Raw genomic sequence first — 25,315 nt, 5'->3', positions numbered from 1 at the left:
CTAAAAGTGCATCAGCGTATTTGAAATGGTTGATTCCTTACAGAATTCAGGAATACTGGTGCAGGATTTTACCGGAAACCAGCCGGAAAGCGTTTTCCGGTGTTGTCTATATACAGGTTTCAATAACTGACAGCGAAACTACTTCCGATATGGACCATAAGCATCACTCCCCCAAATTAACTGATAAGCCCGGCGATGCGGCTGAGACACCCGCCGAAGAGCAGGCTGAGCAACACATCGGGCACGATGAACACAGCGGCCCCCAAAAGATGGGTATGGACCATAGTCACATGGACCACAGTAAAATGGGGCACGGGGGGCATGACCACGGGGCCATGATTGCCGATTTCCTGCGCCGTTTCTGGATTTGTATTGTCGTGTCGGTGCCGGTCATCGCCCTGTCCGGCATGTTTCAGAATCTGGTCGGTTACCAGCTTTCTTTTCCCTACCAGACACCGGTTATACTGGTGCTGGCATCATTCATTTATTTATACGGTGGCTGGCCGTTCCTGACAGGGCTGGTTGGTGAACTGCGCAACCGGCAACCGGGTATGATGACCCTCGTTGCCGTTGCCATTACTACGGCTTTCGTCTACAGCGTAGCCGTATCGGTGGGTTGGCTTCGGGGGATGGACTTTTTCTGGGAACTGGCTACACTGATTGACATCATGTTGCTGGGTCACTACATCGAAATGAAATCGGTGGCCGGGGCATCGCGTTCGCTCGAACTGATTGTGCAGATGCTGCCCTCCGATGCGCATAAGGTTGATGGCGAAACCATCAGCGATGTGCAGGTCGACACGCTCAACGAAGGCGACATCGTACTGGTAAGGCCCGGTGAACGGATTCCAACCGACGGCGATATTATTGAGGGAGACAGTGCCATCAACGAAAGTATGCTGACCGGCGAGAGCGTACCGGCGCAAAAAAGCGTGAACGACAGCGTGATAGCCGGTGCTGTAAACGGTGAAGGGGCGCTCAAAATCCGGGTGACGCACAAGGGGGCCGACAGCTACCTGAACAAGGTGGTGAAAATGGTTGAAGAGGCACAGGGAGCCAAGTCGAAAACCCAGAATCTGGCCGACCGGGCGGCTGGCTGGCTAACCTTCATTTCGCTGTCGGTGGGCATTATCACCCTGGTGGCGTGGCTGCTGGCGGGTAAAGACCTTGCTTTTGCCATCGAACGGATGGTGACGGTGATGGTTACGACCTGTCCGCATGCTTTAGGGGTGGCAATTCCGCTCGTAGTGGCCATTTCAACGGGTATTTCTGCCAGTAAAGGGCTGTTGATTCGGAACCGTACCGCTTTCGAGGAGGCCCGGAAAATCACGGCGATGGTATTCGACAAAACCGGTACACTGACCGAAGGTGCGTTTGGGGTAACGCGGGTGAAGACGCTGAAACCGGATATTGACGAAGCGACGATGCTGGCCCTGACCGCAGCATTGGAGCAGCAATCGCAGCACCCTATCGCGGAGGGTATTGTACGGGAAGCCCAGAAGCGTGATTTGAAACTTCCTGCCATCGCTGATTTTCAGTCTATTACGGGTAAGGGTGTATCGGCTACGGTGGATGGTAAAAAGGTGCTGGTGGTTAGCCCCGGTTACCTGAAAGAAAAAAACATCGAACAGCCAAAAGATGCTTTTGGAAATGGTGTCGAGACTGTTGTATTCGTATTGATTGATGAGGTACTAATCGGCTATGTGGCCCTGGCAGACCGCATTCGCGACGACTCGAAAGAGGCTGTTCAGCGGCTGCAGGAGTCGGGCATAAAGGTGTACATGGCCACCGGTGATAACAAACAGGTAGCCGATGCGGTAGCGAAAGAACTTGGCCTGGACGGCGTTTTCTCCGAAGTGCTACCCGACCAGAAGGTCAACATCGTGAAAGACCTACAGGCAAAAGGCCAGTTCGTGGCCATGACCGGCGATGGTGTGAACGATGCCCCCGCGCTGGCGCAGGCCAATGTAGGTATTGCCGTGGGTTCCGGTACTGACGTAGCGGCTGAAACGGCTGATATCATTCTGGTCAATAGTAAGCCTACCGACATCACCAATCTGGTTGAGTTCGGGAAGGCCACGTATCGTAAAATGATTCAGAACCTGCTCTGGGCCACCGGCTACAACGTCATCGCTATTCCGCTGGCAGCCGGGGTGCTGTACCCTGACTTTGTACTGAGCCCGGCAATCGGGGCGGTGTTGATGAGCGGCAGTACCGTCATTGTGGCCCTGAACGCAGAGTTGCTGAAGCGGAGTATGAAAACGAACTAAAAGCGAATCCAGTTATCCTTTACTCAACGTTTTACCCATGACTATTCCTTCCTGGTTGCCCACTCTGGCCATTATCTCGCTGGTACTGGCTGGTATCAGCTTCGTAATTATCACCATCGACATGTTGAACGGCCACAGACAGGAAATGTGGATTATGGACGTGGTCTGGCCCCTGACCGCTCTCTACGCGGGTCCGCTGGCTTTATGGGGCTATTTTACGGTAGGCCGAAAATCGGTAAAGCCAGCAGACAGTGATTCCTCCAGGCAATCGGAAAAGGGTGGGCAGCCGGATAGGATGATGCAGGGCCAGAAACCATTCTGGCAAAGCGTTGGGGTAGGAGCACTGCACTGCGGCAGTGGCTGCACTCTGGGCGATATTATGGCCGAAACGTTTGTATTTTTTGTACCACTCACCCTGTTTGGGAAACCTATTTTCGGAGCCTGGGCCATCGACTTTGTGCTGGCTTTTCTGATTGGCATCGCCTTTCAGTACTTCGCTATCAAACCCATGCGCGACATTTCGCCCAAAGAAGGACTGGTTGCGGCTCTTAAAGCTGACACGCTCTCGCTGGCGTCGTGGCAGATTGGCATGTACGGGTGGATGGCCATTGTCACCTTCGCTATTTTCGGGCGCGAGCTACCCAAAGATGGTCCCGTATTCTGGTTTATGATGCAGGTTGCCATGCTCTTCGGCTTTGTAACGGCTTACCCCGTCAACTGGTGGCTGCTGAAGGTCGGCCTGAAAGAAAAGATGTAACTAACTCCCCGCACTGCCACCGGTTACAATTACAACGGGTGATAGCGCGGGGAGTTGCGTTGGTGAGCGATGATTGAGGGAGACCCCTGTTGGTTAACCCAAAGGGCTTACTCCGGACTCGATTGCATGGCGAGACTGGAAACTACGTCCCACTGGAAACGCAGAAATTTGTGCAGGGCTTCTTCCAGAATACGCTCCTGGTCGCTGTGTGCTCCGAAGCCCTTCGGTCCGTCTTCACTGTCGGTCATGGGGCCAATACCGTAACACTGTACTCCCTTCGATCGCAGATACGACATATCGGTAGCTCCGGTGAGCATGGTAGGCAACGTAACGGTATTGTACGTACGTTTAACGGACGCTTCCACTGCCCTGAATGCCTCCGTGTTCAGTTTTGAGGGGGGGCTTCCGGGCCGGGCAGAACTACTGTTACTCACAATGTCTACCGCCGGGTCGTTGATTACCTGGCGCATGGCATCGAGAAATTTGGGCATATCCTCATCGGGTAGTGCCCGGATATCGAGCGTCGCTTCGGCCTCCGACGGAATTACGTTGCTGCGATACCCGCCTTTGATGATGGTTGGGGAGATGGATGTTCGCAGGGTTGAATAGTAGCGGGGTTCCTTTGTCGCCAGATATTCCTGGGCCGAATCCGCATTTTTGCCATTTAGCAAAGCCTGAAAGCGGGCTGTTTCTTCGGGCGTGCTGATTTCTGCCAGCCGTTTGAAAAAAGCGGTGGTCGTTTCATTCAGGCGCATGGGCGTTTGCCAGGCAGCTACTTTGGCCACTGCCTGAGCGATGTGGACAACGGCGTTACTCTGCAATGGAACGGACCCGTGCCCCGATATACCTTTGGCTACCAGTTTGGCTCCGCGTGGAATCTTTTCGGTCGTCGCTACCGTTGCGTACTGGATTTTTCCACCGGTACGCGGCACCCCGCCCCCTTCCGCAAAACAGTACTCGGCTTCTATCGCCGGCCAATGATTTTTGACCATGTAGTCGATGCCGTATTTGACGTTTCCTTCCTCACCGGCTTCCGCCAAAAAGATCACGTCGCGGTCTAACATCGCATTCGACCGTTTCAACAAAAGCATGACCATCAGGCCCGTGGCTACGTTATCCTTATCATCTACAGACCCTCTGCCGTACACGTAGCCATCCTTACGCGTAGCCGAGAAGGGTGGGTAGGTCCACTTGGTGGAATCCACATTGACCACATCGGTATGAGCCATAATGAGCAGTGGACGCTTCTTCCCCGTCCCTTTTAAACGGGCGACCAGATTGGGGCGATTAGGGTCGAGTGCAAATGTCTGCACCTCAATGCCTTCTTTCTGTAACACCGATTTCAGGTAGTCAACAACCGGTGCTTCAATCCCCGGCGGGTCGCTGGTATTCATCCGCAGTATGGCCTGGAAATGCTCCATCGTTTCTTCCTCTACTGCTTTCCAGTCTGGCTGTTTGGATTGAGCGTTCACAACGGAACCCACCATAAAGCAAACTACGGCTAGTGCGTAAAACGTACGTTTCATCATGGTTATTTGGTTGGGTAACAGACCCTGTTCATGAGTCCTACAGCCAAATATGCCCAACAGCCTGTCAATATCCAAAGGAAACAGATGTAAATTTTAAAAATAGGGCGATTGTTAGTATTATTTATGGATAATATTGAATGTATATTGATTTTATTTTGTGTAAAGTTATTTATGGCTAATAATATAATTCAGGTAGATGCGGAGAACCGCTTACAATACGCTGAGGAAGCGCACGCGTTGAACCGGCTGTAAAATCACTCAATCACTTCTTTCGTACTGCCGCAGGTCAGCATGTCGTTGCCGTAGTAGGGATTCTTCACGTCTTTTCTTTCGCTAAGCCACGATGCCTTCACCATCGGGCAATACTGCACGTAGGTTTTAGCGGGTTTGGTTGCTTTCGCCAGGGCAATCATGTTGGTCGACAGGATCTTGAATTCTTTGCGTTGGGCGGCTACATCGCCCGTTTTACTAATGACCAGTGCGCTGGCCCTGGCCGAAGCGAGGGCCTTCCTGTCATACGGTTTTAGCGTAGCCGCATTCACGTTGCTGAGGGTATTGACCGCGTCGATGCCTGTGCTTTGGTTTTTGCCCCATCGGTGGCTACCAGCGCATTCTTCACGCCATAATAGGCCTTCAGTGCGGGAGCCGTCGACTGAGCCATAGCGGCAAAGGAGAAGAGAAACAGACCCAGGATAGTCAGGAACAAACGGTTGATTTTCATTGGGTTATTGACGATTATTGGTGGAAAAAAGCCGCCCCGGCCGCTGCGCATCGATTACACGCTGATGGGTTGATAATTACTTTTCTGGTTGAGATTAACGCATTAACTGGTCTGCCAGCTGCGTCAGGCCAATGGTGGCGGGTTCGGCGATAAATGTTATGTTGGCCCGCTTTTGTATTTCGGGACTATAGGGATCAACTACGTAGATTGGAACGCCTTTTTGCACCGCAAATATCAGCCCTGCTGCCGGGTACACATTCAGCGACGTTCCCACTACGATAAATATATCCGCTTCCTGGGTTACGGACGCAGCGATATCCATCATGGGCACGGCCTCGCCAAACCAAACGATGTGTGGACGAAGCGGGGACCCCTTCTCGCAACGTTCCTCCGCTTTGATCTCCCAGCCTTCGATGTCGTAAATCAGTGTTTCATCCACACAGGACCGCGATTTAGACAACTCACCGTGCAGGTGAATGACTGTTGAAGAACCCGCTTTTTCGTGCAGGTTATCGACGTTCTGGGTGATGATGGTCACGTCGTATTTTTCTTCCAGTTTCACCAGAGCCAGGTGCCCCGCATTAGGCTGAACACTGAGGGCCTGTTTCCGGCGTTCGTTGTAAAAATTCTGTACCAGCGTTGGGTTACGCTCCCAGGCTTCGGGTGTGGCAACATCCTCAATCCGGTGGTTCTCCCACAGGCCATCCGATGCCCGGAACGTTGGAATGCCACTTTCCGCACTGATACCCGCGCCGGATAAAACAACAATTTTTTTCATTAGATTGGTAAGGTCAGTGTCAGATGCAGTCGTTAACTACTTATCAATAAAGTATTCTTTGTGGCTTCTTACGTAAGCAATCTGACGTTTCTGCAAGTTCTCTTTGCTGGATAAGTCGTAAAATTCGTCATCCAGTTTGTTCAATGGATTGTCTTCATAGGATTCGGAAAAGCCTTCCATTGTCCCATCCTGATGTCTGGCTATTTCTTCCTTATTTGCTTTGTAAATTTCATTAGCGCTGGCGGCTAAGTCGGCAAACTTTTTCGCACCAACACGTGTCAGGGCATCTACGGTCAAGTCAGCAAATTGGCCGCTTGAGTTGAAGTAGAATTGATTAAATCCGCCATTATTTACTTCCGCTTCCAGTACCCAAATGATGTAAATAGCCTGTTGTGGTTTTGTCCAGTTCGTAACCGTCTGGTATTCTTTTTGATAATCCTCCGGTAGCTTCGTACTCAACTGGTCGAACACGGTTTGCAGCAACATACTATCCGGTGTTGTATCAATAATTTCGGCCGTTAGGTTGCTGTGAATTTGTCTCTTTTTGAAATTCTCTATTGACTCAATCATTTGTGCATTCATGGTGTCTGTTGTAGTGGTTGTGGCGCGTTTCTTTCGCTGTTCCGAGCAACTCAATAGCGTTAGGGATAAGACAAAAAGGATGCCTGCAATGAACTCTCTAGTCGTCGGCATTCGGTTATCGCTGATTAGCTAATATACGATTATTCCACCACAATTTCATCCGTGGAGAAGTAGGTTTTCTGTCCGGCGTCGGGGTGCCCGGCGGGGCACTCCCCTGCGTTCTTTGCCCTGATTCGTACGTAGCGGGCGCGGGCGGTTTTAAAATCGGCCACCACGGGCAGAATGTCCCAGGGGCCGGTCAGTTCATAATTAATGGGCTGGGTAAGGGCTTCTTTGAAATCGGCCCCATCTTTGGAGAGGGCAATGTTGACCGAGGTGGGCGGGAAGCTTTTATCCAGGATAACTTTCAGGAAATTCAGCGACACCTTTGTAACGCTCGTTACATCGCCCAGGTCCAGGACTATATCCATGTTACCGAAAAAATTCACCCACTGCCGCCGGTCGCGGGGTGTTTCGCCCCGAACGCCATCGGTTAATTTGTTCGTTTTGGGGTCGTTGGTGGGGGCAGGGGACTGGGCATAGGTGTACGGCTTGTTCTTGCCTTTATGGAGGGTAAACGTCTGGGTAAGTTTGCCCCCTGTGGGTGTCATGGCCCGGATAGTCGTTGTTTTTGTCAGCGTAATGGGGCCAATGTATTCGGTACTGCGCTCGTTGGGTTCCCGGCCGTTTATGGTGTAAAAAATCCGGCTGTCGGTATCCAGTTTACTCAGTTGCACCTGAAGCTGGCCCTGGGCATTTGGCTGCGTACTGGCCGAAATGTCGAACAGTCGTTTGGCGTAGTTGACGGGTACCGATGGCCCGAAGTTCTGGTCAAGCTGGGGCAGGTGATTTTTGAGTCGCAGGGCAAAATCTTCGAAGTTATGCGTACCGGCGGGCATCCAGCTAATTTCGGCCAGGGCAACAGCCCGCGGAAAGGCCGCGTATTCGACCGCTTCGGGGGTGGGCAGGTACTCCGTCCAGATGTTCCCCTGCACACCCATAACGTACTTCTGTTCTGCCGCCGAGAGTTCGGCGGGCATTGGCTCGTAGGCATATACCTGATCGAGGGGCAGGTAGCCGCCAATGGCGAGGGGTTCGGTGGCGGGGTTACCTTGGTACGAGTCAAGGTAGCAGGTGCCCGCGGGCGACATGATGACGGTATGCTTTTGTTTGGCTGCGGCAATGCCGCCCGCCGTACCGCGCCAGCTCATCACGGTTGCGTTGGGCGCTAAGCCGCTCTCTAAAATCTCGTCCCAGCCAATGATGGACCGCCCCTTACTGTTCAGAAATTTCTCGATGCGCCGGATAAAATAGCTTTGTAGTTCGTGCTCATCTTTCAGGCCATTTTTCTTCATCAGGTCCTGACAGAATGCGCTGTTTTTCCAGGCCGTTTTCGGGCATTCGTCGCCCCCGATGTGGATGTATTTGCCGGGAAACAACGCGATCACTTCTGTCAGCACATCCTGCAAAAAAGTAAACGTTTTCTCCGACGGGCAGTACACATCCTCCGAAACACCCCATTTGGTGTAGACCTGATAGCCTTTGGCAGGGTCGCAGCCCAGTTCGGGATACGAGGCCAGTGCAGCCTGCGCGTGGCCGGGCATTTCTATTTCGGGAATAATCGTAACGAACCGACTTTGGGCGTAGCGCACCACATCCCGTATTTCGGCCTGCGTGTAAAAACCACTAACCGGCTTCCCATCGAATTGCTGGGGGTAATTCTGGCTATACTGGCCCACAATGGATTCGGCGCGTTTGCTCCCAACCTGGGTCAGCTTCGGGTATTTTTTGATTTCGATACGCCAGCCCTGGTCTTCGGTCAAATGCCAGTGGAAGGTATTCTGTTTGTGCAGGGCCATCAGGTCGATGAACTTCTTGACGAACGGCACCGGCATGAAATGGCGTCCTACATCCAGCATCAGGCCCCGGTAGCCGAAGCGTGGCTTATCGGCAATGGCGCAGGCGGGTAGGGTAGCTGTGGTCATCTGACCGGCGGGCAGGAGTTGGCGAAGGGTTTGCGCGGCATAAAACAGGCCGTTGGGTGTAGCGGCTTCGGCCAGTATTCTGGCTGGTGTAATGGTCAGTTTATAGCCCTCATTGCCGAGGGTTAGTTTTTTATTCAGGGAGAAAAAAATATGGGCACCTTTGGCTAAGGCCGGGGTGGTGGGAGAAACGGATAACGATAAACCGTTGGCCGTCTTAATCTGACCCGCTACTGTTTGGGCTACCGCCCGAACAGCGGGGTCTTTAGCCGGGGTTATCACGATGCGGGTAGCACTGCTAAGGGTAAACTGACCCGTCTGACCGGAAAACTGGGCGGGGAAGGGAATCAGGTTGTACTGATTATCGGTGGTTTGGGCAAAAGAAGGGAAGGAGAGTACCAAAAAAAGCAACAGGTGTTTCATGCGGACAGATAGGTAGTGATTGGTTCGGGCGGCAAATTAGGGAGGAATTTTTAAAGCAGCGACAAACAGAATACCCTGGATTGGCAGGGGATCGACAAAAGAGTGTAAGTGTCGCCCTTGAAGGCGGTATTCATCCACGCCATCAAAAAAGGCATTCCAGTTCGTGGGTAACGTTGCTCTCAACCCGCAACAGGCTTTACTTTGGGGGCGGTGGTCCTGATAACCCGATACAGGATAGTTACCAAACCAACAATTGCCCTATCTTGCCGGTTTAAGTATCATTGTTACTGTATCATTTTTCAATTATCCGGACCGCTCGGCGGTTCGTTTCCCTATGTTATATCCGCTGACATTCGAGACTATTTTTAAAGATAAAATCTGGGGTGGTCAAAAAATAAAGACCATCCTCAACAAAGACTTTACCGGATCGCCGGACCGTCCCCTGCCTAACTGTGGCGAAACCTGGGAGGTATCCGATGTGGAAGGCAACGTGTCGGTTGTGAAAGAAGGTAGCCTTATCGGAAAATCACTGCGCGACCTGGTCGAGCAGTACAAAGGCGACCTGGTTGGGCAGCACGTGTACGAAAAATACGGCAACCGGTTTCCGCTCCTGGTCAAGTTTATCGATGCCAATGACGACCTGTCCATTCAGGTACACCCGGATGATGCGTTGGCCGCAAAACGTAAAAGTGGCTTCGGCAAGACTGAGATGTGGTACATCATGCAGGCCGACGAAGGAGCGCAACTCAACGCGGGCTTCAACCGGGAGGTGACCAAAGACGAATACGTGAAAGCCGTAGCGGACAACACCATTCAGGACCTGCTCAACATGGAAGAGGCCCATCCCGGCGACGTGTTTTTTCTGCCCGCCGGGCGGGTTCATTACATTGGAAAAGGACTGTTGCTGGCCGAAATCCAGCAAACCTCCGATACTACCTACCGGATTTATGACTTCGACCGGGTGGATGCTACCACTGGACAGAAACGCGAACTGCACACCGAACTGGCCGTTGACGCCATCGACTATCACCACTACGACCACTACAAAACGCCCTACGAGCATAAACAAAACGAGAGCGTGAATGCCGTAACGAGTGATTATTTCGTGACCAATGTCCTGAATTTTACCCAGGAAGTTGAGCACGATTACACCCACATCGACTCGTTCGTCATTCTCATCTGCGTATCGGGGGCACTCACCGTCGAAGCACCGGGGGGATACAGCGTACCACTCGCTATGGGACAGTGTGTCCTGATTCCGGCGGCTATCAATAACGTCACCCTGGTTCCTGATGGCGATATGACCGTTCTGGAAACCTACGTTCCCTAAGCTTGAACTGCGTTGTTGGATACGCTGGGATGTAAACATCGAAATGGATCCCTCTACTGTTGATTCCTATTGAGATCAATGGTAGAGGGAGTTGTTTTTTGATAGATAAGCGGAGAAAGGGCGAAGATTTTTTGGTCTGTTGCTGCCTTATCCAACGAAAATAGCGGTTATTTTGCCGTTTAGTCAATATCCGGTACTATACGCTCACTTCATACACATGAAAACAATACTCCTTGGCATACTAACGCTGACTGCTGCGGTTAGCCTGGCACAAACACCCGCCAAAAAAAGACCCATCGCCCCGCAGGATATTTACCGGCTACAAACCATCAACGATCCGCAGGTATCGCCGGATGGGAAATTGGTGGCCTACGTACTGTCGAGTGTCGATACGACGAAGGATAAACGCAATGCCGACCTCTGGATGGTGAGCTGGGACGGGCAGGAAACGGTGCAGCTCACCAGTAGTCCCGACGGCGAATCGCGGCCCCGGTTCAGTCCTGATGGGAAATACCTGTCGTTTGTGTCGGCGAGGCAGGGTGCCACAAAGGGACAACTCTGGCTGATGGACCGGCGCGGGGGCGAAGCTAAAAAACTCACCGACCTCAAAACGGACCTCGAAGACTACGAATGGGCACCCGACGGGAAGAAAATAGCCCTGGTGCTGCGCGACCCCGACTATGCCGATTCGGCCAAAACGAAAGTGCGGAAGCCCTACGTCATGGACCGCTACCACTTCAAGGCCGACATGAAAGGGTATCTGGAACGTAGTGCCGTGCATCTGTACGTGTTCGACATGGCTACCAAAAAAATCGATACCCTGACCACTGGTGACTACGACGAAACAGCACCGGTCTGGTCGCCGGATGGGAAGCAGCTGGCGTTTGTTAGTAACCGTACGGCCGAACCGGACAAAAATCAGAACACGGACATTTACGTAATGGAGGCTCGAAAAGGGGCTGCCCTGAAGCAACTGACGACCTGGACTGGCTCCGACAATGACCCCGTGTGGAGTCCGGACGGTAAGTATATTGCGTACCAGCGGTCAACGGCGTCGGGTGATTTCCTGATGTATGACCAACCGGTGCTGGCGGTCATCGGTAAGGATGGTGGTGAACCGAAACTACTGTCGAAGGCACTGGACCGGCCCGTCCGTAACCCCCGCTGGTCGAAAGACGGGCAATCCATTGGGGTACTGGTGGCCGACGACCGGCAAACCTACGTGGGTCAGTACACGCTGGCCGATGGGAAATTTACGAAAGTGGCGGGTGGCAACCGGTCCTACGGGAGTTTAGAGCCTGTATCGGCCGGGAGCTGGCTGGCGGGATTCAGTGAACCACAACTGCCCGGCGAGTTATACGCCCTCGAAAATGGTACCCCCCGCCGACTCACGCACGTGAGCGATGCTTTTCTGGCTCCACTGGAACTGGCTACGGTAGAGGGGTTTACCTCGAAAAGCAAAGATGGTACCAGCGTGTCGAACATACTGTTTAAACCGGCGAATGCACCCACCAACAAAAAAATGCCCACTATTTTCTTTATCCACGGTGGACCGGTGGGGCAGGATGAGTTTTCGTTCGACCTGTACCGCCAGATTATGGCCGCCGGGGGCTACGCGGTAGTGGCCGTCAACTACCGGGGCAGCAACGGACGCGGCCTTGACTTTACGAAAGCGATCTACGCCGACTGGGGTAATAAGGAGGTACAGGATATTCTGGGCGCGGCCGATTATGTAGTGGAGAAAGGTATTGCCGACCCCGAGCGGCTGGGTATTGGCGGCTGGAGCTACGGCGGCATTCTGACCAACTATACCATCGCGACCGATACCCGGTTTAAGGCAGCCGCTAGTGGGGCGGGTAGCTCCCTGCAACTGGCTATGTACGGCATCGACCAGTACACGAACCAGTACGAAAACGAACTGGGTGCCCCCTGGAAAAATCCCGAAAAATGGCTGAAACTGTCGTACCCGTTCCTGAAGGCCGACCGGATCAAAACCCCAACCATGTTCATGGCCAGCGAGAAAGATTTCAACGTGCCGGTAGCCGGTAGCGAACAGATGTATCAGGCACTCCGGTCGCTGGGCGTACCCACGCAGTTGATTATTTACCCCGGCCAGTTTCACGGTATCACAACGCCCAGCTATTTGAAAGACCGCGCCGAACGCTACCTGAACTGGTTCGATAAGTATTTGAAAGCAAAGACACTGTAGGCTAATGTTGTCCTATTCGCTTATCTCCGTACCCTTTTCCTACTTTTTTCCTACCTTCGTCTTTCACCAAAAAAGGTTGTGTTGAACGTAGGAACGATTATACTGGCGGCTGGCGACTCGTCACGAATGGGCGGGGGAGTCAAACAGTTATTACACTATAAAGGGCAGTCATTGATTCGCCGAATTACCGAAACGGCACTGGCCCTGCAACGGGGTCCTGTTGTGGTGGTGCTGGGAGCCGAGCGTGCCCAAATCGTTCCCGAACTGACCGATTTGCCCGTCACCCTGGTCGATAATCCGAACTGGCCTACGGGGCAGGCATCGTCGTTAAAAACGGGTCTGGCCGCCCTGTACCTGACCAAAAAAGAAATCGAAACGGTACTGGTTTTGCATACCGACCAGCCCCTGGTTTCGCTGGGTCTGCTGCTGCACATGATCGACGTTCGGAGAGAGACAAGCAACGGTATTGTCGCCTGTCGGTACGGTACGCAACTGGGAGTTCCCACCCTTTTTTACCGCGATTATATCAATGAATTACTTCAGCTGGAAGGAGATAAAGGCGTGCAGTGGGTGATCGTTCGCCACCGCAGCGACTGTGCCGAAGTACCGTTTGAAGCCGGTGGGATCGACCTTAATTCCAAACGGGATATCGAGTTGTTTCAGCAGGTACAGATGCAGTCCCAATAAAACCAATTCCCATGAATAAGCTTGAGACTGCCCACGACCTACAAACACGCCTTTCGGTCATACTGCAAACCATTGAGCGGGAGTTTACGCCCCTCACTGAGGAACAGCTACGCTGGAAACCAACCGTTGGCCGATCCTCTCCCGGCTGGAGTATTGTGGAGTGTTTACAACATCTGAACCTGGCCGAACGCTACTATATCCGGAACCTACAGCACAAAGTGGATACCCTGGGACTGCTGCAAACCCAGCCTGCTGATCAGGTACTGGAAAGCGATTGGATAGGTAAAGTGATGTTGCACATTGTTGACCCTCAGGCGAAAATGAAACTCCCCGCACCGGGCATCATCCGACCCCGGCGCGCGGCTGATTTAGACCCGGCAGCGGTACTGGAACAATTCAATGAATTACAGACACTGCTCCATACCTTACTGGATAAAGCCGTTTACCTCGACTGGAATCAGGAGAAAGTCGCCAGTTTGTTCGGCCAATGGCTGAAAATCAGGTTGGGCGACACGTTTCGGATGCTGGTGGCACATACTGAACGGCACCTGAATCAGGCCATGCGCGTAAAGGCAGAAATGAATACTTTTGTAAAAATACAAAGTTGACGACTATGAGCCTGAAAGAACAAGTGACCTCGCAGTTGAATCAATTGTCGGAATCTGAGTTGGCAAAGGTCTCTAAATACATCGCTGAGATAAAAGACCAGCTTCCCCCAACCCGAATTAAGAATAATGCTTATCTGAAGGTTAGGGAGGCCCTTGAAGGGGGGAAAGGGTCGTTGAGTCAACTTATCATTGACGAGCGTGAAGATAGACTATGATTTATTTTTTTGATACGTCTGCTTTAGTCAAATACTACACGGATGAAAAAGGTAGCGCACAGGTAACCACTATCATTCAGGACCCGGAAACGTATATTTTCATTTCAGAACTAGCCTGTATTGAAATTAAAAGTTCATTCGCGACGAAATACCGCACGGGGCAACTTACACAGGAAAAATGGCAGGTAGCTACTCAGGCGTTCGACGACTCGCTTACTAATTTCTATGTAGAGCCAATCCATGACGCCGTTTGCCGCTCTGCTGAGCAGTTAATCCAGACGTATGCTATTCGGTATAGTCTTCGTACGTTGGATGCTATTCAGCTGGCCACTTATCAGCAGCTTACGTATCCATCTCCTATTCTGGCAAGTGCCGATGAACGACTGAATACCCTGGCCCGGGAGTTTGCGCACATTGTCTGGAATCCTAATACGTTGTAAATGGTATCAATAACCTATGATTTAGTTTGAATGAAACACTACATTAAGCAAGACCCCTGGAATATTGTTGAAGAAGGTTTTCACCCTGAGTTTAATGAAATTACCGAAAGCCTGATGTCGCTGGGCAATGGCCGTTTGGGCGGGCGCGGGTCGTTTGAAGAGAAATACTCCGGCAAAACCTTATTGGGTAACTACGTTGCCGGGGTTTATTACCCCGATAAAACCCGCGTGGGCTGGTGGAAAAATGGCTATCCCGAATACTTTGCCAAAGTGCTCAATGCCGCCAACTGGATTGGTATCGACGTGGAGGTGGAGTACGAAATCCTCGACTTGAATCAGTGCGAGGTGCGCGATTTTCGGCGGGTGCTCAACATGCAGGAAGGGTACCTGGAACGCTCATTTGTGGCCGTGATGAAAAGTGGCAAACAGCTACAGGTAAATGCCAAACGGTTTTGCTCCATCGTCGACGATGAGGCCGGGGCCATTCGGTACGCCATCAAACCGCTGAATTTTGATGGTAAAATTACCGTTACGCCCTACATCAACGGCGATATTCGGAACCGGGATGCTAATTACGACGAAACCTTCTGGGATGAAGTGCGAAAAGAAACGGCCTACGGGGAAGCGTATATCGAACTGCGTACCCGAAAAACCGATTTTCACGTGGCTACGGGCATGTGCGTGGAAATCGAGCAGGATGGCGTACGAGTGGACTTCCAGTCGCAGCCTATCAAATACGAAAAATACGTAGCCAACCGTATCTCACTCGATTGCCGGCAAAATCAGGAAACCGTCATTTACAAGTACGGCGTAAACCTGTCGTCGCTGAATTACGATTCGGACGAGTTAATGAAGCAGGCGCATCAGTACATGCAGCAGATTACGCGGAAAGGCTTCGACAAAATGCTGTTCGAGCAGAAGCAGGCCTGGGCCGATAAGTGGAAAATGAATGACATCGTCATTGAGGGGGATTCGGACGATCGTACCATGGCCGCGCAGCAGGGTATCCGGTTCAATATTTTCCAGTTGAACCAGACCTATACCGGCGAAGACGAGCGACTAAACATTGGTCCGAAAGGATTTACGGGTGAAAAATACGGCGGCAGCACGTATTGGGATACCGAGGCTTACTGCCTGCCCTTTTACCTCGCCACCGCCGACCAGAAAGTAGCCAAAAATCTACTCGTTTATCGGTACAAGCAACTGGGGAAAGCCATCGAAAATGCGCAGAAACTGGGGTTCCGGGCCGGTGCCGCGCTGTACCCGATGGTGACCATGAACGGCGAAGAGTGCCACAACGAGTGGGAAATCACGTTCGAGGAAATTCACCGGAACGGGGCAATCGCCTACGCCATCTACGACTACGTGCGCTACACCGGCGACGAGCAGTACCTGGTTGAGTACGGGCTGGAAGTGCTCATTGCCATCAGTCGGTTCTGGAGCCAGCGGGTCAACTGGTCGACCGCGAAAGAGCAGTATGTCATGCTGGGCGTAACGGGGCCGAACGAGTACGAAAACAACGTCAACAACAACTGGTATACCAACTACATTGCTGCCTGGACACTCCGCTACACCACCGAAGCCGTTGCTACAGTGAAAGCCCTGGACCCCGATAAATACGCTGAACTGATTGATCGGATTCACTTCCGGGAAGAGAAGGAACTGGCCACCGCCGGGCATATCATTAACAAGATGTACCTGCCTCAGGACGAGCAACTAGGCGTATTTCTGCAACAGGAAGGTTTTCTGGATAAAGACCTGATGCCGGTTTCGGACATTCCAAGGGGACAGCGACCCATCAACCAGCACTGGTCCTGGGACCGGATTCTGCGGTCTTGTTTCATCAAGCAGGCCGATGTGCTGCAGGGGCTGTATTTCTTTGAGGATGAGTTCGATGCGGAAACCCTGAAGCGGAATTTCGATTTCTACGAACCCATGACGGTGCATGAATCATCGCTGTCGCCCTGCGTACACTCCATTCAGGCATCGAAGCTGGGCATGAAGGCCAAGGCCTACGAGATGTATCTCCGCACCGCCCGGCTCGACCTCGACGATTACAATAACGACACCGAAGACGGGTGTCACATCACCAGCATGGCCGGTACCTGGCTGGCTGTGGTGAAAGGGTTTGGCGGGATGCGGGTGAAACGGGGCATGGGTAATGACGCCCAACTCATTCTTGACCCTTACTGCCCGGATAACTGGCAGTCTCTGTCGTTCAAGATTCGGTTCCGGGGAGCCATGTTGCAGGTAACCACTACGCAGCAGGGTGTTACGGTGGAGAATTTTTCGGAGGAACCCATTACGCTGACCGTATTTGGTGAAGAGGTGGTCGTAAAAGCCAGCAGCAAACGTACGGTAAAAATGAAAGGATTAGTTAACGTTCCAGCATAAAGCATACGACAGATTATCCTTCTGCCAATGCCTGACAGGCCCGTATCGACCCGATGCTGGCCTGTTTTTTTAACGCTAATTTCGGTAGATTTACCCTATATAACCGACTCCGTTATGACAACGACCGTCCTGCATCCACTGCCGCTAACCCTTGCCGAGCGCGAACTGGCCCCCGATACGCTTCGGGTAAAGGCTTCTTTTGACGAATACCTGGATTTCGCCGAGCAATGCGAGTACACTATTGAATACGTAAACGGCGAAATCATCTCCATGTCGCAGGCATCACTACCCCACGAGTCGCTGGTTTCCCGGCTCAATTATCTACTGGTGTCTTTATTCGACAGTCAGGATGAGTTGACTGTATATAGCAGTAACATCAAAATCTTCATTGAAGCCACCGGCGACTCGGTCAATGCGGATGTGAGCGTTGTGCAGGGACCGCCCGATTATCTGGTGTTGCCAAGTGGTAACGTATCAACGGCCACCGTGAAAAATCCGGTGCTGCTCATTGAGGTGCTATCACAAAGCACCCTGGCTTTTGACCTGGGCGAAAAACTGGAGTTGTATAAGCAGATTCCGGGTTTGAAACAGGTACTGTTTGTTAGTCAGCACAAGCCGTGGGTTATCTCGTACGTCCGGGCCGACACGCCCGGACTATGGCTCAATACCAGTGCCCACAACCTGACCGAATCCGTTCCGGTGCTGGGAAATGACGTGGCCCTGAGTGCGATTTATAAGAAATTTCCCTTTGCATGAGGTTGCCTGACAGAGCGCATTATGGCGTAAATAGGACTCCCTGTTTTGCCATCCGTCAACAATGACGGTTGTTCGGGATATATTTGCTTCGGAAAGAAACGATTCTTTCCCGTAAGGAATACAAACGCAGTATGGAGCATACGCCCGCTGGAAAGCCAAATTTCGATTGGGTCGCTCCTTTTTATGATTTCCTCGCTTTTCTGGTCTTCGGTCACCGGCTGCGACGGGCACAGGTCGTATTCCTGAATCAGATTCCGACCAACGCACACATACTAATTGTGGGGGGCGGCACGGGCTGGCTACTCCAGCAGGTGCTTATCCACTGCCAGCCAAACCAGGTTGTTTACCTGGAGGCATCCGCTCAGATGCTGGCCCGTGCCAGTAAGCGGGTGATTAACCACAACATAGCGGGTTCGGTCGTGTTTCGGGTAGGGGATGAGATGTCCCTGAAACCGGAGAAGTCGTTCGACGTTATCATGACGCCCTTCGTGCTGGATCTGTTCACCGAACAGTACCTGCAATCGGGCCTGATTCCCCAACTCCAAAAGGTGTTGAACCCCAGTGGTTTGTGGTTCGTTACCGACTTTGTAAACCCCCGGATCGGGTGGCAGAAGCTCCTGCTATGGACGATGATCCGCTTCTTTCGGCTGACGGCCGGTATCAAAACCGTAGAACTGGCGGACTGGCAGAAACTCCTTGCCGAATCAGGTTTACAACGCAGTAAGCAAAAAGGGCAGGTAAGCGGAATGGTATCGACGGAGGTGTGGTACCTATAAGTCGGACAGGAACCGGGTCAGGCTCTTCAGCCGGCTTATATCGTACCACTCATCGGTGCCCAGGTTAAGCCATTGACCGCTGCGGGAAGGCCGTTTTAGCTGAGCATCCTGCGGGTCGAAATCATGCTCGTATACCTGGCCCATCACCTGCTGTAAGGTGGACCAGGGCAACGTGCTGCTTTGCTCCCGTTGGTTCTGAACCCGCAGAAGCCGAATGGCTCGTTCGGTAAAGGAAGCCGTTAGCCGGCGTTCCAGCGTACCAGCACCGGGGCTGTTATCAATGTAGGTCAGTTCAAAAGGCCGTTCCCGATTCATGCGTTCGTAGATGGCCTGAATCAGTTCCTGCATCGTATACTGCCAGTCGTCGCTGTTCTTCGGGATACCCTGTTTCTTCTTTTCGCCACTTGTTTCGAGGGTAATTTCCCAGAAGTCGTCGTCTTCACCCAGCGCATCTTCATCCAGCGGTTGCAGGCGGGTGGCGCGGGCAAGATTTGTTAGCGTATCAAACCAGTTTTTGGGTAACCGTCCAGACCAGGTAAGGTCATCGTTGCGGGTGAACCCTTCAGCAATCAGTTCATCATCGTCAATATCGTCGCGGTCGGGATACGTCATAGCTAGATCCAGCTGTATGTCGCTATTGGCCGTGGGCTGGGCGGTAAGGGTATAAAAATAGGCGTAGGGCGCGGGTAGCGACCGGGCGGTCTGGTAGCGAATCCGGAGACGTTGAAAAGACATAAGGCAGTAATTGGCAAACGGCAAAGTTAGCGTATTCCAGCAAGTATAGCCCGCTGGTCAACCTTGCCCGTAGGTGTTTCGGCGAATTGGTGAACTGTAATCCACGCCTTCGGTACGGCGTACGGGCCTGCTTTCTCCCGAATGGCACCCTGCATGGCTGTCCATTGCGCATCGGGAAGGGAAACCTGTTCGCAGACCACCACCACCCGCTGACCCAATTTTTCGTCGGGCAGTCCGGCCACAAACAAACGGGGCAACCCGTTTTCCTGATTTTGTGCTAACACCTGCTGAATAATCTGTTCGACCTGTTCGGGCTGTATTTTCACTCCTCCGCTGTTAATGACCCGGTCGGCGCGTCCCAGCAACCGGAAGTGCATTGGGTCGGGCAGGGCAACAACGTCGTTCGTCTGGATACGCTCAAAATTCGTAGCCGCCGACGTGATGTGCAGACAGCCACGCTCATCGATACCGAGGTCGACACCCTCAAGGGCAGTAAACCACTCGCTCCGGTCAGGGCCATTGAGCCGCCGGAGGGCCACATGCGATACCGTTTCGGTCATGCCGTAGGTCGCGTAGACCGGTGCCCTAATGACTTGTAATGCCTGCTCCAGCGCCGGGCTGGTAGCAGCTCCTCCCACCAGAATAGCTTTCATGGCGTTCAACATTGCTACCTGGCCCTCATTGCCCGTCGATAAAATGGTCTGCAGTTGCAGCGGTACCAGGGCAGTAAAGGCAAAGGGATTGGTATCAGGCGTGACGTTTATAAATGGATTGGCTTCTGGTTCGATAATGGTCATGGGTAGGTCCAGTTCCAGCCCCCGTACCAGCATCATAATACCAGCCACGTAGCGGATATTGAGACAAACAAGGGCCGTATCGCCCGACAATAACCCCAGCGTTTGGCCGGTCAGGCGGGCACTCGCCTGCATCTGTGCCCGCGTGAGGGTGATCGGTTTTGGCGTTCCGGTGGAGCCGGACGTATGTAGCGTAAAGCGTTCCTGACCCGCTAACCAGGCCCGGCAAAACGCCAGGGCCTCCGTTTCGTAGGGCGTTTGGGGAGCGGGCCAGTTTGTATGTTGTGTGAGGAAAAGAGACATTTTCAAGAGGACGTATGATGCAGGATACAGGGCATATGAATAAAACCTGAGTCCTATACCCTGTATCCTGCATCATGTATCAATTATGGACCACCAGCGTGCCCGCTGCCGCATTCGGTTCTATTTTGTAGGCAGTTAGCGGTAGGGTAGCCGGGCCGGAAATGACTTTACCGGTCGTGTCGAATCGGGAGAGGTCGGCCGGGCAATAGAACTGATTTTCAGTGGCCTTAAAGACTAACCTTGTCTTGTCGTAGGTGCAGTTGACTGACACCGCCACAAAATTGCCGCTTTTGGTTTGGGCAATGATAACATTGTTCGTTATAACGTATCCGCCCTTAACGGTCAGGTTTTCGTTGGCCTTATCGGTCAGATTCAGCGTAAAATTAATACCCTGGACCGGAACCAGCGTTGTATCACTTCCCGACTGTCCCGAACAGCCAAAAGCCAGATGCATTAAAAGTAAGGTAACCAGGCCAATACCGGTAGAGCGAAAGAAAGTGTGCCGGGGTGATCCGTGATGTTCGGTGGGCGGGAGGGTAGTTTCCATGCCGGTTTTCATTTACTTTTGTGACGTTATGCCGTTTTATGGTGTAAATATGCGTTATTTTTTGTCATTCGACGACAGTGAACAAAGACGTTTACAGGGCGGTTACCCAACAAACAGGTATGGAAGAAGCAAAAGTTTTTATCAATCCAATTTCGCCGGACAAAGTTGCCGAATCACCGGGACTGCTGGCCTACGCACACACGGCAGGGGGAGCGGTTATTCGTCCCGAAGACAAAGGGAAAATCACGGGCCGGGCCGTTGCAGCCATGCGCGAGCAAACCGACATGCAGTTGAGCCAGTTGTATAAACAAATGCAGCTGCTGGCCGAGCAGGCAACGGCCATCCGCAACCGGGTGGAGGTGTCGGAGCGAATTTATTCGGCCCACATGAGCTTTGAGCCGGTGGTAGGGCACACCTACCATTTCTACACGCGCAAGAATGGTACGGACCTGCTTTCAATGGTTGGCCCGACCGAATGGGGCCGTAAATTCCCGTTTGAACGCTGTCTGGCCACCGTCCGGATGATGGCCGACCATACCTGGGATGTGCAGTATCACGAAACTGAATTTTCAATGAGTGAATGATAGACTGAGCGAATGGTTTTTCTAACAGCATTCACTCAGTCTATCATTCACTCATTCATTCTATCATTCACTCATTAAGAATTTATGACAAGCAACTACCCCTGGGAACCGATTAAAGAATATCAGGAAATCCTGTTCAGTTATTACGAAGGCATCGCCAAAATAAGCATCAATCGCCCGCACAAACGGAACGCCTTCACGCCCCAAACCGTGAAGGAAATGTCGGAAGCGATGGAACTGGCCCGGCAGGATGAGCGCGTTGGCGTTGTTATTCTGACGGGCGAAGGGGGCGAAGCCTTCTGCTCCGGTGGCGACCAGTCGGTGCGGGGGCATGGCGGCTACATTGGCGAAGACAGTGTCCCCCGCCTGAACGTGCTGGACCTGCAAATGCAAATCCGGCGGATACCCAAACCCGTTATTGCTATGGTGGCAGGGTACGCCATTGGGGGCGGGCATGTGCTGCATGTGGTCTGCGACCTGACCATTGCCGCCGATAATGCCCGTTTTGGGCAGACTGGACCGAAAGTGGGTTCATTCGATGGTGGTTTTGGGGCGTCGTATCTGGCGCGGATAGTAGGGCAGAAAAAAGCCCGCGAAATCTGGTTTCTCTGCGACCAGTACGACGCGCAGGAAGCCCTGGATATGGGCCTGGTCAACAAAGTAGCCCCACTCGACCAACTGGAAGAAGTAACTATTGGGTGGTGCCGGAAAATACTCGAAAAAAGCCCCATTGCCCTGCGGATGCTCAAAGCGTCGTTCAATGCCGAACTCGACGGTCAGGCCGGTATTCAGCAACTAGCGGGCGACGCTACTCTGCTCTATTATCTTTCGGAGGAAGCAAAGGAGGGAAAGGATGCCTTCCTGGAGAAACGAAAGCCAGATTTCAGCAAGTTTCCGAAGTTTCCCTGATCACTCTGCATCACTTATCGGGATCAACCTCTATGTAACGAACGGGCCAGTGTACACTGGCCCGTTCGTTACATGTAGGTTGATCCCTGTTCTTATGTTATAACATATTGTACAGTGGCCGGGTTAACTCTATGACGTATCCTTAGGGCAAATCCCTACTGGTTTTTGTTGGTCATTTATCTTATACTCCTTATTACAGCATTACAGTGATGTAGAATGACCCGTTTGTTTACACTCAACCGCTATTTTCTGCCTTATGCAGTCAAACCAACATACCGATATGTATGCTTTTCTGAAAGGTGGAGGGGAAATGGGTCGTTTAACCCGTTCGTTTGACTGGGCGCAAACGTCTTTGGGTACGCCGGACACCTGGTCGCCGAGTTTACGAACAACCCTCAGTATTATTCTGAACTCCAGATTCCCGATGTTCCTCTTCTGGGGGGATCAACTGACCTGTTTTTATAATGATGCCTACAGACCCAGCATGGGAAATGATGGTAAACATCCTCATGCATTGGGTCGGCCAGGGGAAGCCGTTTGGCCAGAAACATGGCCGGTTATCAAGCCACTAATTGATCAGGTTCTTTCCGGGAAGGGAGCCACCTGGAGTGAAGACCAGTGTATTCCTATCTGTCGCAATGGAAAGATAGAGGACGTGTACTGGACATTCAGCTGTAGCCCTGTCATCGACGAAACGGGTAAACGGGCAGGTGTGCTGACTACCTGCATGGAAACCACCGAAAAAGTAGTCAATCTGAAACAGCTCGCCGAAAATAAAGACCAGCTGCATTTTGCTATTGAAGCCGCTGAACTGGGCACCTGGGATCTTAACCCCCGCACAAACCGGTTTACCGGCAATGATCGGCTAAAAGAGTGGTTTGGCTTACCGTCCGAGGCCGAAATTGACTTGCCATTGGCAATCAGTGTCATTGCCGAAAACGATCGGCAGCGCGTAACGGATACCATTCGCCAGGTATTAACCTATGAATCAGGTGGTCAGTACGATGTCGATTATACCATAATACATCTAAAAACCGGGCAGGAGCGAAGGGTGCGGGCCAAAGGGAGGGCGTGGTTCAATGATGACAATGTAGCCTACCGGTTCAACGGTACACTACAGGATATAACCCGGCAAAGGGAAACGGAAGAAGAACGACAGAAGCTGATTGCCATTATGGAGGCCAGCCATGAGTTTATTGGCATGGCGGCAACCGATGCATCCATGCAATACGGTAACCCGGCTGCCCTGGCCATGCTGGGCTGGGATACGTTTACCGGGAAAACTATTCAGGATTGTGTGTATCCTGAGGATTGGCCTCTGGCCCAAAAACTCCTGGCTGAACTACCGGAGAAAGGCTATTTCTCGCAGGAAATTCGCTTTGTGAACGCCCGTACCGGGAATCCTTTCTGGCTTGAATGGAACGCCGTAACTATTACGGATGCTACGTCTGGCGAAGTGACTGGGCTGGCAACTGTCAGCCTAAATATTACGGAGCGAAAAAAAATAGAGCAAAACCTGCGGGAAAGTGAACGCCGATTCCGCCTGCTCATTGAAGAAGCCCCCGTGGCAACCTGTCTGTTTGTTGGTCGGGAACTGCGGGTAGAAGTGGTCAATTCCGCCATGATTGCCCATTGGGGTAAGGGAGATTTTCTACTTGGCAGGAAGATAACCGATATTTTGCCTGAACTCGATGGGCAACCCTTCCTGCAAATTCTGAATAACGTGTTCACGTCGGCTCAACCCTACGAACAAAAGGCGGCTGCTGTGGCACTGGAGGTGGGTGGATCGCTGAGTACATATTATTTCGATTTTACCCTTAAGCCCCTGCGTGATGCTACCGGTACGGTGTACGCCATCATGGCCATGTCAGTCGATGTGACCGGGCAGGTTATAGATCGAAATGAACTCAAAGCCAATGAAGAACGGTATCGTGACCTGTCTGCCGAACTGGAGCAGCAGGTGAAGGAACGCACGGGCGAACTGGAGACAAGTAACGAAGAACTGGCTGCTTCCAACGAAGAACTGGTTCAGGCCAATGAAGAGCTGGCGGAAACAAACCGCCTGTTTATTCAGTCGAACCAAAACCTGGAACAGTTTGCCTTTGTTGCCTCGCACGATTTGCAGGAGCCCCTGCGTAAAATTCAATCCTTTGGTAACTTACTACAGGACCAGTATGGAACACAGTTAGGCGAAGGAGTCGATCTGCTGGAGCGAATACAATCAGCGGCCAATCGAATGTCGGTGCTCATCAAAGACCTGCTTACCTTCTCCCGGATAGCGAACCGAAAGGATACCGTCGAACTGGTTTTTGTCAGGGACGTAATCAACACAGTACTGAATGATCTGGACCTGGTTATCATCGAAACGAACGCGCAGGTGATCGTCGAATCAATGCCCAGACTATACGGAGATGCCTCTCAACTGGGGCAGCTTTTTTTGAACCTGTTGAGTAACGCCCTCAAGTTTCGCCGGCCGGATACCCCGCCGATCGTAAAAATTCGTCACCAAAAAGTCTCGTCACTTATACTGCCTGCTTCCATAAAGCCAACGCACTGGGCCGAGAACTACTATCGTATCGACATAGCAGACAACGGCATTGGGTTCGACCCCAAATACGTAGACCGCATCTTTCAGGTATTCCAGCGATTGCACGGCAGGCAGCACTACACCGGCACCGGAATTGGGCTGGCCATTTGCGAAAAAGTGGTTGTTAACCACGGGGGTGCTATCACGGCCACCAGCCAGCCCGGAAAGGGGAGCACGTTCAGCGTGTACCTGCCGGTTTAAGTGCTTTGTCGTTGAACGTCAGGTATTATTATTAATCGTTATTTTGTTGTTAGTGGTCTGGCAAACAGACTATTAACAACAAAAATACTGCCCATTGAAACTACCCCGCTATTTACTAAAATCAATCCCGTACTCACGTTAAAAACAGGGAATCAGTAT

The 25,315-nt window shown here is 52.1% G+C and carries 23 protein-coding genes; 14 read left to right on the top strand and 9 right to left on the bottom strand.

Annotation, left to right across the window (positions count from 1 at the left end):
* The first annotated feature begins 149 nt into the window (after positions 1-149).
* Both B157_RS0107925 and B157_RS0107920 read left to right on the top strand, forming a co-directional pair.
* On the top strand, positions 150-2,270 hold the full coding sequence (locus B157_RS0107925; RefSeq protein WP_020602822.1) for a copper-translocating P-type ATPase: 2,121 nt from the start codon (positions 150-152) through the stop codon (positions 2,268-2,270).
* A gap of 37 nt (positions 2,271-2,307) precedes the next feature.
* Positions 2,308-3,027, top strand: coding sequence for a DUF4396 domain-containing protein (locus tag B157_RS0107920; protein WP_020602821.1), 720 nt, complete (start codon positions 2,308-2,310; stop codon positions 3,025-3,027).
* Positions 3,028-3,134: 107 nt separating this feature from the next.
* Here B157_RS0107920 and B157_RS0107915 read toward each other — a convergent pair whose 3' ends face one another.
* The 6 genes from B157_RS0107915 to B157_RS0107885 all read right to left on the bottom strand — a co-directional run bounded on the left by B157_RS0107915 (position 3,135) and on the right by B157_RS0107885 (position 9,081).
* Positions 3,135-4,556 (bottom strand): M20/M25/M40 family metallo-hydrolase, encoded by a 1,422-nt coding sequence (locus B157_RS0107915; protein ID WP_020602820.1) that lies wholly within the window; start codon positions 4,554-4,556, stop codon positions 3,135-3,137.
* A gap of 254 nt (positions 4,557-4,810) precedes the next feature.
* A complete protein-coding gene (locus B157_RS40240; protein WP_020602818.1) occupies positions 4,811-5,098 on the bottom strand; it encodes a DUF3347 domain-containing protein in 288 nt (95 codons plus the stop codon).
* Positions 5,095-5,277 carry a hypothetical protein gene (locus tag B157_RS40235; RefSeq protein WP_342664693.1) on the bottom strand — a complete coding sequence of 61 codons (183 nt, stop codon included), beginning with the start codon at positions 5,275-5,277 and terminating at the stop codon, positions 5,095-5,097. Before B157_RS40235 ends, B157_RS40240 begins: the two co-directional genes overlap by 4 nt.
* Before the next feature lie 94 nt (positions 5,278-5,371).
* The gene (locus B157_RS0107895) at positions 5,372-6,055 is read right to left on the bottom strand and encodes an SIR2 family NAD-dependent protein deacylase (RefSeq protein ID WP_020602816.1); all 684 of its coding nucleotides are present in this window, start codon (positions 6,053-6,055) and stop codon (positions 5,372-5,374) included.
* Between the two features lie 36 nt (positions 6,056-6,091).
* A complete protein-coding gene (locus B157_RS0107890) occupies positions 6,092-6,748 on the bottom strand; it encodes a DMP19 family protein (protein WP_026308565.1) in 657 nt (218 codons plus the stop codon).
* A 29-nt stretch (positions 6,749-6,777) separates the two neighbouring features.
* A complete protein-coding gene (locus B157_RS0107885) occupies positions 6,778-9,081 on the bottom strand; it encodes a glycoside hydrolase family 20 protein (RefSeq protein WP_020602814.1) in 2,304 nt (767 codons plus the stop codon).
* Between the two features lie 334 nt (positions 9,082-9,415).
* Between B157_RS0107885 and B157_RS0107880 the strand changes: the two genes are divergently transcribed.
* The 9 genes from B157_RS0107880 to B157_RS0107840 all read left to right on the top strand — a co-directional run bounded on the left by B157_RS0107880 (position 9,416) and on the right by B157_RS0107840 (position 18,496).
* Complete coding sequence (locus B157_RS0107880; RefSeq protein WP_026308564.1) at positions 9,416-10,411, top strand: type I phosphomannose isomerase catalytic subunit; 996 nt, start codon at positions 9,416-9,418, stop codon at positions 10,409-10,411.
* A gap of 217 nt (positions 10,412-10,628) precedes the next feature.
* Positions 10,629-12,620 carry an alpha/beta hydrolase family protein gene (locus B157_RS0107875; RefSeq protein WP_020602812.1) on the top strand — a complete coding sequence of 664 codons (1,992 nt, stop codon included), beginning with the start codon at positions 10,629-10,631 and terminating at the stop codon, positions 12,618-12,620.
* Between the two features lie 81 nt (positions 12,621-12,701).
* Positions 12,702-13,307, top strand: a complete 606-nt coding sequence (locus B157_RS0107870) for a nucleotidyltransferase family protein (protein ID WP_020602811.1) — start codon at positions 12,702-12,704, stop codon at positions 13,305-13,307.
* Positions 13,308-13,318: 11 nt separating this feature from the next.
* Entirely contained in the window at positions 13,319-13,915 is a 597-nt protein-coding gene (locus B157_RS0107865; protein ID WP_020602810.1) for a DinB family protein, read from the top strand.
* Positions 13,916-13,920: 5 nt separating this feature from the next.
* On the top strand, positions 13,921-14,130 hold the full coding sequence (locus B157_RS0107860; RefSeq protein WP_020602809.1) for a hypothetical protein: 210 nt from the start codon (positions 13,921-13,923) through the stop codon (positions 14,128-14,130).
* Complete coding sequence (locus B157_RS0107855; protein WP_020602808.1) at positions 14,127-14,570, top strand: type II toxin-antitoxin system VapC family toxin; 444 nt, start codon at positions 14,127-14,129, stop codon at positions 14,568-14,570. The genes B157_RS0107860 and B157_RS0107855 overlap by 4 nt, the downstream gene beginning before the upstream one ends.
* A 30-nt stretch (positions 14,571-14,600) precedes the next feature.
* Entirely contained in the window at positions 14,601-16,964 is a 2,364-nt protein-coding gene (locus B157_RS0107850) for a glycoside hydrolase family 65 protein (protein WP_020602807.1), read from the top strand.
* A gap of 114 nt (positions 16,965-17,078) precedes the next feature.
* Positions 17,079-17,720 carry a Uma2 family endonuclease gene (locus B157_RS34705; RefSeq protein WP_020602806.1) on the top strand — a complete coding sequence of 214 codons (642 nt, stop codon included), beginning with the start codon at positions 17,079-17,081 and terminating at the stop codon, positions 17,718-17,720.
* A 68-nt stretch (positions 17,721-17,788) separates the two neighbouring features.
* Positions 17,789-18,496 carry a class I SAM-dependent methyltransferase gene (locus tag B157_RS0107840; protein WP_245565040.1) on the top strand — a complete coding sequence of 236 codons (708 nt, stop codon included), beginning with the start codon at positions 17,789-17,791 and terminating at the stop codon, positions 18,494-18,496.
* On the opposite strand, the gene B157_RS0107835 is transcribed toward B157_RS0107840, so the two are convergent.
* The 3 genes from B157_RS0107835 to B157_RS0107825 all read right to left on the bottom strand — a co-directional run bounded on the left by B157_RS0107835 (position 18,491) and on the right by B157_RS0107825 (position 20,875).
* Positions 18,491-19,231 carry a hypothetical protein gene (locus B157_RS0107835; RefSeq protein WP_020602804.1) on the bottom strand — a complete coding sequence of 247 codons (741 nt, stop codon included), beginning with the start codon at positions 19,229-19,231 and terminating at the stop codon, positions 18,491-18,493. The genes B157_RS0107840 and B157_RS0107835 overlap by 6 nt on opposite strands.
* A gap of 26 nt (positions 19,232-19,257) precedes the next feature.
* On the bottom strand, positions 19,258-20,328 hold the full coding sequence (locus tag B157_RS0107830; protein WP_020602803.1) for an AMP-binding protein: 1,071 nt from the start codon (positions 20,326-20,328) through the stop codon (positions 19,258-19,260).
* A 79-nt stretch (positions 20,329-20,407) separates the two neighbouring features.
* On the bottom strand, positions 20,408-20,875 hold the full coding sequence (locus B157_RS0107825) for a QcrA and Rieske domain-containing protein (protein ID WP_026308562.1): 468 nt from the start codon (positions 20,873-20,875) through the stop codon (positions 20,408-20,410).
* Between the two features lie 119 nt (positions 20,876-20,994).
* Here B157_RS0107825 and B157_RS0107820 point away from each other — a divergent pair, with 119 nt between their 5' ends.
* The 3 genes from B157_RS0107820 (at position 20,995) to B157_RS0107810 (ending at position 25,156) form a co-directional block, all read left to right on the top strand.
* Positions 20,995-21,459: a DUF2452 domain-containing protein gene (locus B157_RS0107820; RefSeq protein WP_020602801.1), complete on the top strand. Its 465-nt coding sequence runs from the start codon at positions 20,995-20,997 to the stop codon at positions 21,457-21,459.
* Between the two features lie 84 nt (positions 21,460-21,543).
* Positions 21,544-22,368 (top strand): 1,4-dihydroxy-2-naphthoyl-CoA synthase, encoded by an 825-nt coding sequence (gene menB, locus B157_RS0107815; RefSeq protein WP_020602800.1) that lies wholly within the window; start codon positions 21,544-21,546, stop codon positions 22,366-22,368.
* Positions 22,369-22,624: 256 nt separating this feature from the next.
* Positions 22,625-25,156: a PAS domain S-box protein gene (locus tag B157_RS0107810; RefSeq protein ID WP_020602799.1), complete on the top strand. Its 2,532-nt coding sequence runs from the start codon at positions 22,625-22,627 to the stop codon at positions 25,154-25,156.
* Positions 25,157-25,315: the final 159 nt, after the last annotated feature.

This window comes from Spirosoma spitsbergense DSM 19989 (assembly GCF_000374085.1).
Lineage (GTDB): Bacteria > Bacteroidota > Bacteroidia > Cytophagales > Spirosomataceae > Spirosoma > Spirosoma spitsbergense.
This window is presented reverse-complemented; position numbering and strand designations above follow the sequence as displayed.

What these genes read in the sequence shown, in the direction of transcription:
- B157_RS0107850 (WP_020602807.1), top strand. Translation starts at nt 14,601, where the DNA reads ATGAAACACTACATTAAGCAAGACCCCTGGAATATTGTTGAAGAAGGT.
- B157_RS0107830 (WP_020602803.1), bottom strand. Translation starts at nt 20,328, where the DNA reads ATGTCTCTTTTCCTCACACAACATACAAACTGGCCCGCTCCCCAAACG.
- B157_RS0107860 (WP_020602809.1), top strand. Translation starts at nt 13,921, where the DNA reads ATGAGCCTGAAAGAACAAGTGACCTCGCAGTTGAATCAATTGTCGGAA.
- B157_RS0107925 (WP_020602822.1), top strand. Translation starts at nt 150, where the DNA reads ATGGACCATAAGCATCACTCCCCCAAATTAACTGATAAGCCCGGCGAT.
- B157_RS0107915 (WP_020602820.1), bottom strand. Translation starts at nt 4,556, where the DNA reads ATGATGAAACGTACGTTTTACGCACTAGCCGTAGTTTGCTTTATGGTG.
- menB (WP_020602800.1), top strand. Translation starts at nt 21,544, where the DNA reads ATGACAAGCAACTACCCCTGGGAACCGATTAAAGAATATCAGGAAATC.
- B157_RS0107890 (WP_026308565.1), bottom strand. Translation starts at nt 6,748, where the DNA reads ATGCCGACGACTAGAGAGTTCATTGCAGGCATCCTTTTTGTCTTATCC.
- B157_RS0107820 (WP_020602801.1), top strand. Translation starts at nt 20,995, where the DNA reads ATGGAAGAAGCAAAAGTTTTTATCAATCCAATTTCGCCGGACAAAGTT.
- B157_RS34705 (WP_020602806.1), top strand. Translation starts at nt 17,079, where the DNA reads ATGACAACGACCGTCCTGCATCCACTGCCGCTAACCCTTGCCGAGCGC.
- B157_RS0107885 (WP_020602814.1), bottom strand. Translation starts at nt 9,081, where the DNA reads ATGAAACACCTGTTGCTTTTTTTGGTACTCTCCTTCCCTTCTTTTGCC.
- B157_RS0107825 (WP_026308562.1), bottom strand. Translation starts at nt 20,875, where the DNA reads ATGGAAACTACCCTCCCGCCCACCGAACATCACGGATCACCCCGGCAC.
- B157_RS40235 (WP_342664693.1), bottom strand. Translation starts at nt 5,277, where the DNA reads ATGAAAATCAACCGTTTGTTCCTGACTATCCTGGGTCTGTTTCTCTTC.
- B157_RS0107835 (WP_020602804.1), bottom strand. Translation starts at nt 19,231, where the DNA reads ATGTCTTTTCAACGTCTCCGGATTCGCTACCAGACCGCCCGGTCGCTA.
- B157_RS0107810 (WP_020602799.1), top strand. Translation starts at nt 22,625, where the DNA reads ATGCAGTCAAACCAACATACCGATATGTATGCTTTTCTGAAAGGTGGA.
- B157_RS0107855 (WP_020602808.1), top strand. Translation starts at nt 14,127, where the DNA reads ATGATTTATTTTTTTGATACGTCTGCTTTAGTCAAATACTACACGGAT.
- B157_RS0107920 (WP_020602821.1), top strand. Translation starts at nt 2,308, where the DNA reads ATGACTATTCCTTCCTGGTTGCCCACTCTGGCCATTATCTCGCTGGTA.
- B157_RS0107865 (WP_020602810.1), top strand. Translation starts at nt 13,319, where the DNA reads ATGAATAAGCTTGAGACTGCCCACGACCTACAAACACGCCTTTCGGTC.
- B157_RS0107880 (WP_026308564.1), top strand. Translation starts at nt 9,416, where the DNA reads ATGTTATATCCGCTGACATTCGAGACTATTTTTAAAGATAAAATCTGG.
- B157_RS0107875 (WP_020602812.1), top strand. Translation starts at nt 10,629, where the DNA reads ATGAAAACAATACTCCTTGGCATACTAACGCTGACTGCTGCGGTTAGC.
- B157_RS0107895 (WP_020602816.1), bottom strand. Translation starts at nt 6,055, where the DNA reads ATGAAAAAAATTGTTGTTTTATCCGGCGCGGGTATCAGTGCGGAAAGT.